The following is a 12,986-nucleotide window of genomic DNA, read 5'->3' as shown; positions in this document are numbered from 1 at the left end:
ACCTTATGCAAATAATTCTTTAAGTTTTTGACCTGGGTTCTCAGCACGCATAAATGCTTCCCCCACAAGGAAAGCATGCACATTATGCTCACGCATAGCATGTACATCTTCAATGCTATGGATACCACTCTCTGTCACAACAATTCTATCATCTGGAATTGAAGCCAACAGGTCATAGGTATTGTTCAACGACACTTCGAAAGTATGCAGGTTACGGTTATTAATACCAACCAATCGGGTGTTAAGCGGCAGCGTTCTCGCTAACTCGTCCGCGCCATGCACTTCAATCAGTACATCCATTCCGAGCTCATTCGCTAAGCTATTCAGGTCAGCCATCTGTTGGTCGCTTAACGCTGCAGCAATCAACAAAATACAGTCAGCGCCAATCGCTCTTGCTTCATAAACTTGGTAAGGGTCCACAATAAAATCTTTACGGATCACCGGCAACCCACAGGCAGCCCGCGCTTGCATCAAATAGTCCTCACTCCCATGAAAGTAGTCTTTATCCGTTAAAACAGATAAACAGCTGGCTCCACCACGCTCATATGATTGGGCGATATCCGCAGGGATAAAAGGGTCACGTAACAGACCTTTAGAGGGACTATGCTTTTTAGCTTCCGCAATAACCGCTGAACGACCAGCAGCAATACTTTTTGCCATACTGTCGGCAAAACCACGAGGGTCAAACGCAGAACCTTTCTGATCGGCAATCCGCTGCTGTAGGTCAGCAATAGAAACCTTAGGTTGACGTTCAGCGACTTCTTCAGCTTTACGCGCCAGTATTTTCTTTAAAATTGTTGGTGTATCAGACATCTATTAACCTTTAAACCCTTGGCTAAAATCGGCCAATTCTTTAACTTTAGCCGCCGCAGCGCCACTTAAAATAGCCTCTTTAGCCTTACGCACGCCGTCCTTAAGGTCTGACGCTTCTCCAGCAACATAGAGCGCAGCCCCCGCATTCAGAGAGATCATATCTATTGCTTTCATATTCTGACCGCTAAAGGCGGCTTGAATTAACGCTAAACTTTCAGCAGAACCATCAACCTGTAAGCCATCGAGAGACTGAATACTTAAACCCGCATCTTCCGCTGTCATAATATATTCTGAAATTTCGCCATTTTTCAGCTCAGCGACAAAGGTATCGCCTGCTAAGCTAATTTCATCTAGACCTTCCGCTGCATGGACAACCATGGCATGAACAGCCCCCAACGATTTAAGTGCTTCAGCCATCGGTTTACACAACGTTTTATCGAATACGCCTAACAGGTAGTGTTTCACACCTGCTGGGTTAGTGAGAGGCCCTAAAATATTAAATAATGTTCGTAACCCCATCTCTTTACGGGGCCCAACGGCATGTTTCATCGCCGTATGATGCTGAGGGGCAAACATAAAACCAAGTCCGACCTGCTCAATACATTGTGCAATCTGCTCGGGATTCAGCTCTAAATTAATACCTGCAATCTCGAGTAAATCAGCAGACCCTGAGTTGGAAGAAACCGAGCGATTACCGTGCTTTGCAACACGACCACCAGCGGCAGCAACCACAAACGAGCTAGCACTTGAAACGTTAAAGAGGTTCGCGCTATCCCCCCCTGTACCCACAATATCTACCGCATTAGGTATTGAGATAGATACAGGGATCGCTAATTCACGCATGACATTGGCAGCACCAATAATCTCAGCAACACTCTCCCCTTTCATGCGCAAGGCAACCAATAACCCACCAATTTGTGCATCCGTCGCGTTGCCTGTCATGATCTGCATCATCACTGACTTCATTTCTGATTCTAATAAGTTCTGGCGCCCAACCGTTGCAGCCAATGCTTGTGTTATATCCATAAGAGTATCCTTAATAGCACCAGTTTATTTAGTTCGTTTCAGAAAGTTAGCTAAAAGCTCATGGCCCTGATCGGTCAAGATTGATTCTGGGTGGAACTGCACGCCTTCAATATCATAGGTTTTATGGCGAACACCCATAATCTCATCCAACTGCCCCGCTTCATCTTGGGTCCATGATGTTATTTCTAAACAATCGGGCAGTGTTTTTTGGTCAATAACTAGAGAGTGATAACGGGTGACTTCCACCGGGTTATTTAACCCGCTAAACACACCATTATCATTGTGATAAACCGGTGAGGTCTTACCGTGCATCACCTGCTTCGCACGGACAATAGTACCGCCAAAGGCTTGCCCAATACTTTGATGCCCCAAGCAGATACCCAAGATCGGCAACTTACCAGTAAAATATTTAATAGCCGCGACCGACACACCTGCTTCATTCGGCGTACAGGGACCCGGGGATATCACCAGATGGTCAGGGTTAAGCGCTTCAATCTCTTCAACCGTAATTTCATCATTACGATAGACTTGAACATCTGCACCCAACTCACCGAAGTACTGCACTACGTTGTAGGTAAAAGAGTCGTAGTTATCGATCATTAGTAACATAAAACGTCCGTTCCATTCCTGATTTTCTTACCGAATATTCACTCTGCGCATACCGGAATAGCACAACAATATAAGCTTGTGATCCTACCATACTTTTCTAAACCCACCCCATAGCTGAAATCGGTACGATAGAAGAAATCTTCAGTTCGATAGGCGAGTAGACCGTAAATAGATACGCATCAACATAATTTAGACATAAAAAAACGGAGGCGTGAAACACAGCCTCCGTTTTATTAAGCTATCTTTCACAAATCAGATGTCGTAACCACAACGCTTAGCAACGTCTTTAGTCACATCACCTAAAATCTCTTCAGAATAGAACTGGCGCCAACGATCAGCAGCCGTTGGGTCAATATTCTGATGTAGGTGAAACTTAAGGTCGCCACTCATTTTAGACGCCACATCCACTCCATCAGTCATACGCTGATCCTGATCTTTATAAGGATTCAGCATTTCTGGGTTGAAATCGACACCTAAGAAGTCGCACACACGACGCATCTCAATTTCAGGCTGCTTCACTAAGTTTTCATACTGAACCGCAAGGATTCGATCTGAAGGCACCTGTTCGGCAAATTCCAATGTATTTTGATGGCAAGTTAGCCATGTCATTTCGGCCAAGGCACGGCTCGAAAATTCGCTATCTTTCATCAACGGCATCATACGCGTTAGTTTTGATTCTTCGTATGAACGGATAGTGCCACATGGGTGACGTTGCAAGTGGATATACTTCGCATTCTCAAAATCAGTTTCAGCATTTTTAAGAATATCTAAGTTCACCGCATAGGTCGGTGTTTTATCAACCAGCAAACGGTCACCCGCCGCAAGCTGTAAGATATTATAAAAGGCCTGACAACTCATACCGTTCGCTTCACAAGCTATAGAGAATTTTCTCGCCTCTTCTCCTGACCAGTTTTTCAACTGCATCAAGGCGCGAATCGTGCCTTCAAGAAGATGACGGTTATGCTCATCATCTAATGCAGCCAAACGCTCTTTCATATCGACATATGACAGTAAGTGTAATTCCGGTGGCACGAACAGCTCAGGACAACCCGCCAACATTATACGTAGCAATGTTGATCCTGACCGTGGCGGGGAAAGAATAAAAACAGCGGGCTTATTCTTCTTACTCGGCACGCTATGAGGGGCACACGGTCGAATAATTTTGCGAAACTCTTCAACCATTTCAGCAGTGACTTTATCGTCAACAGATTCAATACGCTGGACATTACTCTCCTTAGGCGGAGCTGTAGATGTTGGTGCGACAGGATCTGCATTAAGACGAGCAAAAACAAAATCAACCACTTGCTGCAAACTTAGATCATCTACGTAGGCGCCATCCTGCATCAACAAAGCCTGGAAACCCAGTTTTTGTTTAAATTCAGACTCAATTGCCACTGCAAACTGCACAAAGTCTATTGAAGCAAACCCCACATCTTCAACGAGCTTAGACGTTAACGTTACTTCTTCATCCAGGTCGTCGTCCCATTCTTCCATAATGGTGTCTAAAACCTGCATAATCTTAGCTTGGACTTCCGTTTGTTCTATAGGCATCTGAAAAACCTTCAATATTCCATGACCGGATTACAATTTAAATTTTTAACGAATAGTTACGATTCATCTACTGCAGTTGACGATTCCGCTGGCTCGACCTGAATCAGAGGCTTAGCATATTTTTCGTCAGCTAACTGGACCCAACCACCGCCCATTGCTTTGTATATATTAACCAAAGTGGTAAAAATACTTTTTTCAGTGGCTGCTAAATTAATTTGAGTCGCATACAGATTACGTTGTGCGTCTAAGACTTCCATATAACGAGAATAGCCCGCATCATGTCTGCTCATTGCATATTCAACATAGTCTTCCAATACCGTCACATGTCGTGCTTGTATCTTCTGCAACACACGTAATTTTTCCAACGTAACTAAGCCATCATCAACTTCTTTAAGCGCCCGTTGAACCGTATTTTTATACTCAAAAACCAACTGTTGCCTAACCGCTTCTGCTTGCTGTTCGTTACCTTCGATTTTACCGCCAGTAAAGATAGGTCCCGCAGCGCCTAGCGCCGCTTCCCAAAGCCCTGCAGAGCCATTAAATAGATTTGATATATTATCGCTAGCATAGCCAAGTAAACCCGTTAAAGAGATACTCGGTAAATACTGAGTTTCAGCAATATTCACCCGCGCATTAGCCGATGCCAACTTTTGTACCGCTTGACGAATATCAGGTCTGCGCACTAAAAGGTCCGCAGGTAAACCCGAGGGTAGCTCCAACATCGTTAACGACTCAATGTTTGCAGTACGTTCAATCGGCCCTGGGTTTTTACCTAATAACAAAGAAAGTCGGTTTTCCTGTAACAACACATCCAGCTCAATCACAGGTATTTGCGATGCTGCCTGCTGATACGCTGAACGCACCTGAGCGAGCTCTAATTCAGAGATCTGTCCACCTTTAAATTTCTTCTCAAATAGATCAACAGATTCTTTTCTATCTTCGAGCGTAAGCACCGCAATATGAAGCTTCTTATCTAAGTTGAGCAATTCGATATATTCAACAGCGACTGCCGATACCAGTGACATAATCACCGCTTGACGGTTTTCTTCAGCCGCCATTAAATCAGCTCGCGCCGCATCGTTCGCCTGTGCTAAACGTCCCCATAGGTCCAATTCCCAACCTATATTCAACCCAACACTATAATCCTCATTGGTTCTCTCACCAAGATTTGGGAATGATAGGGGTTGTTCATAGCTACGCTGAGATCCACCTGCATTAGCACCATAACCAATTTGAGGGTAAAGGTTTGAGCGCTGACTTTTATAGCGGCCAGCAACCTCATCAATACGGGCAGCAGCCAACATCAGGTCATTATTGTTCTGAAGCGCTGTTTCAATAAGGCTATTCAGTACAGGGTCATTAAATGATTCCCACCACGCCGTATTAGCAAGCTCTGCGGATGATTCATAATCCACACGCCAATTCTGCTTAATTTCAACCTCTGGGGGGCTAAAAATTTCAACAGTGGAGCACCCCGCTAAGCCCAACAAGCAAGCGACGAGTGTTGCCTTTTGGGATACTTTCCGCAAACTGGCTGTATACTGAATTTTTCGTTTAGAAACTATCACATCCATTGACCTGTGATTTTAAAAAATTAATTGGAGTTATCACCGAAGCTCAATCTCCATCCCCTTATTTCTTTATAAACTGGCTCACAAAATCCCAAACTGTGCGATTAGCCTGAATTTTTTCTGGCCAAACATGGCCGCTATTTTTAACCATGATTAGCTGTACATTTGCACCTTTTGTGCAGTCATACTTCACTCTTTCATAATGAGTAAACGACTCTGTCTGCGCGGTGCCACACCCTCGATCCCTCATCATTATATTGAGTGAATCTTGTACCGAGCGATGTTTCACACCGGCAACACTCCGTGACCCTTCCCCGCCTAAAACAGGAACGTTATCATCCGTTTCCCCATGTATATGTAATATAGGCACGCCTATAGCAGCTTGGCAGTTGTCGACCGCTAGCGTACCGGACACGGGTACAATGGCTGCTATCTTGTCAGGTATTTCACAAGCCAAACGGTACGCCATCATGGCCCCATTTGAAAAACCTGTTATATAAATCTTTTTCGGGTCGGCCTGGTAATCTGATACCAGATCATCAATCAAACGACTTAAAAAGCCCACATCATTAATCGATTTTTTAACAGCCGGTCCACAGCAACGCCCTGCATTCCAGGTTCGACGATTTTTCAAAAACCGTAATCCCGTACCATTAGGGTAGACCGTTAAAAAACCTTCGGTTTCCCCCAATTTATCCAGCCCAGTCGTTTCCTGAACGTGCTCAGCATTACCTAAGCCCCCGTGTAAAACAATTAACACTGGCAACGTCTCGGCGTCACGCATTAAGGGAAAATGGATTAACGCTGTCCGCGCATCCCCCTTATCCATAACAATCTGATGCTCGACCTCCTCTTCATTCCCTGCATACAGGAACGTCGATAAAACAGTCGACAACATAGCCCAAAACAACCGATTTTTAAGACATCTAGCTATGTTCATCTGTTAACCCTACCTATTCATCTGCCGGTGGATTTTCAATCATTTCTAACGCAAGTTCTTCAATCTCTTTAATCTGCACTAAACGGCCACGCATCTCGTTTGCCATCGCTTCAAACCAGCGGATTTCAGACTCGATTTTTTTGCGCTCTGAAATAATATCTTCCAAAGGCGCGTTTGCCGGTGGCAGTCCATTTTCATCAAATAGAAAGCGAATACCATCAGCTACTTGCCGATTCGCATTAATGTGCTTAACTTGCTTCGCAACAAATGCTTTAATTTTTTTCGATCTGAACTCAGTAATTACCGCCTGACGTAACGCCTGCTGTTGTGGCGTAAGCTCTGGTGGTTCAGACTTTATACTTTTGGGTTCAGTCGTAACTTGGCCAATACCTTTTCTGCTTCCCGGTTTATTCGTTTCGCTATCTTGGCTCACAGAAATACCTCAATTAAATTCATACTCATTCGTACCCAAACTCTCTCGCCAGAGCAACAACTTCAGGCCGTAATCGCTTACCGTCATCTCGCCAAGGTAGTTCTGCATCCATCGCAGGAAGCCTTGGCTTATGTGGGCGAAATTTGGAGCCACGAAGAAAGTTAGGATCATTCCCAAACAGGGCATTAACCGGACCAAAACAGGCGAATGGGGAGGCTTCTGGATGCATCATATCATCCACCGCTTCTTCATCATCGCGTATACCTAACCAACGACAAATTCCGGCTAGCTCTTCACGGGGATTCTCCATTATTAATTCACCACGAATACGCATTTGGTTTTCAGCAGGCACAATATCTAAAAAGTTTAAAATGTTGATATTAATATCATGCCACGCAATCTGTGGGTCTAGAATGGCTCGCTCCGCTTGGAAATCAATCGCATTAACAAACAGCGCAAAGATACCATCATTCAAACCCATAACCGATTTACTTTGCGGTATAGGGTGCCGCACTAAGTGGATAAACTTAGCATCTGGAAAGGCCTCATAAATACGCTTCATACGATCGACTGAGATCGTATAAGCAGGGCTTTTTTCCACGGCGATCAATGGATCAATTTTGTTCACAAGCTCAACAAACACATCACCCGTCATCATGTTTTCACGGGCCGATGCCCAGTGTTGAGCCATAACAACTGCATCACGGGTTTGCTCGCCGGCATATATCTCTGCTACAGCACGAAGCAAACCTTGTCTGCGGTTGTTATCGTCTCCGATATCATCAGATACATTTCGCCAAAGGTCCTTGGTCTGCTGAACATTGAACAGATTCAATTCCGGCAAACCGAACGCTTCGGGGTGCTGACCAATCATTGCATTGATCAGTGATGTATACGATCTCGGTGGTGCTAATAAAAACAGTGGAGCTGCCATATATCACTATCTGATTTTCAATATTTCAAGAAAATACACTTTAATTTGTACCTTTATCAGCCCGACCTGATCACAACAAATACCACATCAGGCTAATAAAGCATTAACAAATTAAGGCAACCATGACCACACTTCGACTTCAACAAAACGAATTATTGCCATTGAAAGCACTTCCCATACAGGCAACGTTTCACTTTCAATTTTTGCATAGCCCGTCATGCCCGTTTTCAAACGCTGGTCACTGTTCTCTAAAATAGTGATAACTTTGACAACACGTCCGTAACGCTCTTCCGTTACATTAGAATCAATCGATAACACGGTGCCTATAAAATCGGCTGAGTGATACGCTTGCGGACGCACCCTAACTGACGCTCCTTTTTTAACATAAGGAATATCCGCTTCAGGGATCTCGATCTCTGCGAGTACCTTGGATGTATTTTCTGCAATTGCAAACGGCTCACCTGGTGCAAGGTAACTACCGACCTTCTGGCGTAGATGCATAGAGACTAAACGACCATCAAATGGCATGTGTAAGGTTGATAATTTAACCTTCTCGTTATAGTACTTATACTCTTCTTCATAGCCTTCAAGTTTTGCTTGCGCTGCGGCTATCTGATCAGGCGTTGCTCCTAGCTTAGTCACCTCGAGGTCAGCTTTGCTCTCTGCCACTTGGGCAAGATCAATACGATACTCACGACGAGCATCATCTAACTCTTCATATGACACTGTGCGTGATTTATAAAGCTTTTCTAAACGGCTCAATTTAGACAAGCTAAATTGTGTCCGTGTTTCTTCCGTTTCAAGTGCGCGTTCAGCTAGCAGTACATCTTCTTTTCTCGGTCTTGATTTTAGCTCATCAATAACCGCTTGCTGCTCTTTCATTAACGCTTCATAAACTTTTACTTTAGCGCTGTAATCACCCTGCCATAAGGCAGCAATCGCTTCACCTTTTTTAAGTTCTTCACCGCCATCATATTTAACCCAATCAACAAGTCCTGATAGATCAGACGTTATCTCCTGTTGCTGGTTTGGCAATAAGACAAACGAACCACCTGGTTCATAAGCATAAGGTAAAAATAGACAACCCAATAACATGATTAAAAGGGCACGGCGAACATAGCTGCCTTTTTTAGGTGCAGCCTCTGATCCCTGACTTTCAGTTTCCTTGGAAACTAGCGTACGATCGCGCCACTTTTTAAACTGAGATGCACGATCATAAGATTGATTAATTCGGGCAAAACTGACGAACATACGATATGCAAAGATTGCCGCCACAAAAAATGTCAGAATGACACCCGCACCACCCAAATGGATTTTTAGAAACTTACCCAATAGCAGCAAGATCAATCCAAAAAGAACAATCATGAATACAGTTGAAGCTAATGCATACGCAGCTAAAAGACGGCCATTCGCTTCTTTGTACGTATCCCCTTTCAGCTTGTTCATCAACGCGCCGTAAGCTTTCTTACGCAGTTGGGGTTCGTCCAATATCGTTGCAACAAGATGATAGCCACTACTTTTAACTAATGGGTTCACCGTAATAAGAAACGACAATGCGCTCGCTACTGCCACAACAAGAGAAAATGGCGCAATCACACCCCCCATATCTCGCGTGTTAAACCACATTAGAATCGCAGTACTAAACAAGCCCAACCTAAAGATAAGTGGTGCAGCATGCAGCCACATCCGCTCACGGCGAGATAGTTGATCTAGGTTACCAATGAAAGGGCAGAATCTAGGGAAGAAACCTAGATAAAACACAATACCTAACCCATTAACGCTGGCCCTAAACGAATGGGCTACATACATAATAAGGAAGGTAACCGATAGGTTAACCGTTAACATACTGAACAACGCGTGCTCAATAATGCTCACACCTGATAATAGAAGCGTTATATCCTCTTCCATAACAGTAAAGTAGCGACCCAAAAGAAATAACGCCGCGATAAGCATCAGCGGTATCGCATACATTAAGTAACTAATCGGTTTAACAATAGGGCTGGTAAGCTTAATTAATCGCTTAGGATTAAATAGCTTTAACCCTGCCTGTTTAATCGACGTATCCAGCCCAATAACATCTTCAATACCGGGGGGTAACGGCTCTTTAACAGTCGCTTTTTCTTCGACTGCTGCTTCTGCCTTCGCACCAGGTGCCGCACGCCCTTTTCCTTCTGCCGCACGTTTTTTCTGGAAAGCTTTAAGAATAGGGTTGGAGAGCGCTGTAATACCAAATAAACTTTTATCGGCAATTAACGTGAATAACTCTTCAATCTGCTCATCTGTAATAGCATGACCGAAGCGATCTTCAAAAACACCTTTAAGCTTAGGCATATCTTCACAGCCAGGAAGCACTTCAAGCAGGAAAAACTGCCAAGTCTCCAGCTGATGAACTTGATCCTCTTGAGGATCTTTAATCAGATAGGACTGCTCAGCGCCCTGCCCAATACGAAATGCATGCAGCCTCTTCTTTAAAAATGCAGGTAGCGCAACCTTCTGGGCCTCATTACTCACTGTGGTCTTCTCCATCCATAGTATTCTAATGTTCGTTTGATTTAACTAATGCTATACAAACGACAAACTGTTAAACATCAGGCGCGAAAAAGACTTCACAGCCGCCTCTGGGGTTAGGGATATAACGATCCCCACCGATTGGTATTACTTTTGGACCAAATGGGTTAGCGGTACCAATGAAAAAGCCATAAGGCGTAGACGCCATGGTACGCATACCAATATTATATGGATTACCCATCCCACTCGTTGTAACAGGTACCCAGTTCTCGCCATCATAACTTCGATATAGGTCGCAACCTCCATGATGGTCCATAACAAATTGAGCACCAAGTTCACCGACAATATTTTTAAATGCCTCAGGCCAAGTACTCTGTTGCGCATACCCAATGATGGTACTCCAATCAAACGTGGAGACATATAACCAACCATCATGTTCACACATGCGCCAAAAATAACCGTTAAAAAAGTTATCAAAGCCCGGCAAGTAACCTGATAACGGCGCTTTAAAGCCATCAGGCGTATCCCTTGCTTCACCCACTAAGAGATCCCAATCACCGTCTGGGAAGATACGAATCAGCTCTGGTGGCGCAGGGCCTATTTTATTTTGCCTATCAATACCGCCACCTTGAATCGCACCACCGACATAAAGCGCCCCTTTAAAAGGGTACATGCTTAATACGCTCTGATTAAAAGCACCACGATAAGCGCCTTTCTCAATCACCCGTTCCCAGTGATATGGGGCTTCACCTTCAGCATCGGTACGCCAAATTTGAAACCCTTCCAAATTGAAAGTACCTACATATAAATGATCGCCAAAAGCGGCCATTTCAAAAACCGTTTTATTACCAGGGTCGCCAAAACCAAAATCACTGACAGGCTCCCAGCCACCTTTGGTTGGGTCTTTGCTTTCATACACGATGGAGTGGGCTGAAACGTTTGGGTTACCGCCCCTTGAACCTGCAGGCGTGGTATATAAACGTCCTTTAAACTGAGCCATCGTTCTAATAGTCGTTACAGGAAGACCGATCAAACCGGGTTCACATGAAGGCTCGAACGTCCGACCGTCACGGGACATTAAAATAAGAGGACCTGGACCTTTGGCCGGCGACCATGTACTGACTAATAAAACAGGATCATCACCGTTCTCAGGCCGGTAAACCAACATACCCCTATACCCCAACTCGCGCGGTATAGGTTTTCCATGACTGCCAATAATACTTGGCGCCTTAAAGACACGCTCCCAACTCTCTTCACGAGGATCGAAACGCCAAATCTCAGCATGAAGATCAAGATCAAATGGGTTTTCAGGACATTCAACTGGCCACGGATTTAAACCTATAGGCAAGCGCGCCTTCATTAAGGGGAAGTTACCCCGCGTAGTCGCAACATATAAATAGCCATTAAACCATGCCATCGAATGAGCATACGCATTCACCCCATCGCCAAAGCCACCTTTAGCGATTAATTTAAAATCGGTTGCTTTGTTGCCTTTATGAATACCCAACCGGTTAGCTTTCACGCTTGAGCCACCTTACTATCTTTGACTTGAGTAATATAAAAAGACAACATTTCCTGAGCAGATTCAACTGTTTCAAAAGGTCCCTCTTCACCATCCCTAGTAGAAAAATACCAACCATCGTCCCGTTGTTCAAAACGCTCACTACGGAAATGGCGCTTATTATCACCATCTCTTATACTCACGCCGGACACCATTGCACCATGCCAAAATTGCTCACATGTTGAAATTAGTTCATCTGGGCGCGTCGTAGGAAAAAAATGTCCTGCACGTAGCATTTTTCTGAAATCCGCATGGGGCCATACTTCCAGCAAATGCCGGCCCGTTAACATCGACTGAGAGTGCTCACCATAAACCGCCAAAATAGGAAACTTAAGCTGTTTTAGCATATCAAGTGCCAAACCATCATCCCCCATCAACTCTTTTTCAGCAGCGGTAGTGTTCAGTAACTTCAACCACAATTTAGCGGTACGATTTCCATAGTTACCAACAATCGGCGTAACAATTTCTTTTAGTTCGGGTGATATCTCAATTTTTTGCTCTTGTAACAGGGCGACTTCCGCTAAAAGGCGATAGCCAAAATAGGGCTCTTTTACATTAATATCGATACCCTGATCATGAAGCAACACTTGTAATTTATCGCCATAATCCCAACCTTCTACAGTCTCTAGCTTCCGTATTGCGCTAATGTGCGAGTCAATCAGCATTAAGCTTTCAACCCGTTCAGGCGCATTACAAGCAAAGTTCAAGGCGACAACACCACCAAAACTGTGTGCCATTACATGCGCTTTAGGTATAGCCAGATGGTCCATCAAACCCAACATATCAGCAGCCATATTTGCCGGCGTATAACCATCCTCAGTTACACGCGAACGGCCATGACCGCGCAAATCAAATAACGTAACTTTATAACGTTTGGCAAATTCAGGCGCATGGCGGATATACCAAAAGGCCATATTTGTAGCGAGGCCATGTACCATTACCAAATGCTCAGCATCTGGCCCTGCATCACTATCCAACTGCAGGTAGTTTATCTTAGTGCCATTTACCTCAACTGCTGGCATTACCGATCTCCATACTAC

At 44.4% G+C, this 12,986-nt stretch carries 11 protein-coding genes and 1 pseudogene; 1 reads left to right on the top strand and 11 read right to left on the bottom strand.

Annotated features, from left to right (window positions below):
* Positions 1–3: 3 nt before the first annotated feature.
* The 3 genes from trpC to A3773_RS07285 are packed head-to-tail and all read right to left on the bottom strand — an operon-like array spanning position 4 to position 2,448.
* Entirely contained in the window at positions 4–813 is an 810-nt protein-coding gene (gene trpC / locus A3773_RS07295) for an indole-3-glycerol phosphate synthase TrpC (protein WP_067984539.1), read from the bottom strand.
* Between the two features lie 3 nt (positions 814–816).
* Positions 817–1,839: an anthranilate phosphoribosyltransferase gene (trpD, locus tag A3773_RS07290; RefSeq protein WP_067984537.1), complete on the bottom strand. Its 1,023-nt coding sequence runs from the start codon at positions 1,837–1,839 to the stop codon at positions 817–819.
* 24 nt (positions 1,840–1,863) lie between these two features.
* Positions 1,864–2,448 (bottom strand): aminodeoxychorismate/anthranilate synthase component II, encoded by a 585-nt coding sequence (locus A3773_RS07285; RefSeq protein WP_067984535.1) that lies wholly within the window; start codon positions 2,446–2,448, stop codon positions 1,864–1,866.
* Positions 2,449–2,688: 240 nt separating this feature from the next.
* On the opposite strand from A3773_RS07285, the gene A3773_RS19135 reads away from it, so the two are divergent.
* On the top strand, positions 2,689–2,751 hold the full coding sequence (locus A3773_RS19135) for a hypothetical protein (protein ID WP_369094799.1): 63 nt from the start codon (positions 2,689–2,691) through the stop codon (positions 2,749–2,751).
* A gap of 147 nt (positions 2,752–2,898) precedes the next feature.
* Here the strand turns inward: A3773_RS19135 and A3773_RS19130 are convergent.
* From A3773_RS19130 to A3773_RS07245, 8 genes and pseudogenes are all read right to left on the bottom strand, one after another.
* Positions 2,899–3,630 (bottom strand): annotated as a pseudogene (locus A3773_RS19130) (sulfotransferase family protein); the annotation flags it as partial.
* A 425-nt stretch (positions 3,631–4,055) separates the two neighbouring features.
* Positions 4,056–5,567, bottom strand: a complete 1,512-nt coding sequence (locus A3773_RS07275; protein ID WP_197462735.1) for an efflux transporter outer membrane subunit — start codon at positions 5,565–5,567, stop codon at positions 4,056–4,058.
* Positions 5,568–5,631: 64 nt separating this feature from the next.
* Positions 5,632–6,510 carry a CE1 family esterase gene (locus A3773_RS07270; RefSeq protein WP_082800568.1) on the bottom strand — a complete coding sequence of 293 codons (879 nt, stop codon included), beginning with the start codon at positions 6,508–6,510 and terminating at the stop codon, positions 5,632–5,634.
* A gap of 13 nt (positions 6,511–6,523) precedes the next feature.
* Positions 6,524–6,943 (bottom strand): hypothetical protein, encoded by a 420-nt coding sequence (locus tag A3773_RS07265; protein ID WP_067984526.1) that lies wholly within the window; start codon positions 6,941–6,943, stop codon positions 6,524–6,526.
* A gap of 25 nt (positions 6,944–6,968) precedes the next feature.
* Entirely contained in the window at positions 6,969–7,877 is a 909-nt protein-coding gene (locus tag A3773_RS07260) for a sulfotransferase family protein (protein ID WP_067984524.1), read from the bottom strand.
* 111 nt (positions 7,878–7,988) lie between these two features.
* Positions 7,989–10,403, bottom strand: a complete 2,415-nt coding sequence (locus tag A3773_RS07255) for an HlyD family secretion protein (RefSeq protein ID WP_067984522.1) — start codon at positions 10,401–10,403, stop codon at positions 7,989–7,991.
* Between the two features lie 55 nt (positions 10,404–10,458).
* The gene (locus A3773_RS07250; protein ID WP_067984520.1) at positions 10,459–11,907 is read right to left on the bottom strand and encodes a hypothetical protein; all 1,449 of its coding nucleotides are present in this window, start codon (positions 11,905–11,907) and stop codon (positions 10,459–10,461) included.
* Complete coding sequence (locus A3773_RS07245; protein WP_067984518.1) at positions 11,904–12,968, bottom strand: alpha/beta fold hydrolase; 1,065 nt, start codon at positions 12,966–12,968, stop codon at positions 11,904–11,906. Before A3773_RS07245 ends, A3773_RS07250 begins: the two co-directional genes overlap by 4 nt.
* Positions 12,969–12,986: the final 18 nt, after the last annotated feature.

This window comes from Neptuniibacter pectenicola (genome assembly GCF_001597735.1).
Lineage (GTDB): Bacteria > Pseudomonadota > Gammaproteobacteria > Pseudomonadales > Balneatricaceae > Neptuniibacter > Neptuniibacter pectenicola.
The sequence above is the reverse complement of the archived record's forward strand: the minus strand, read 5'-3'. Positions and strand labels throughout refer to the sequence as shown.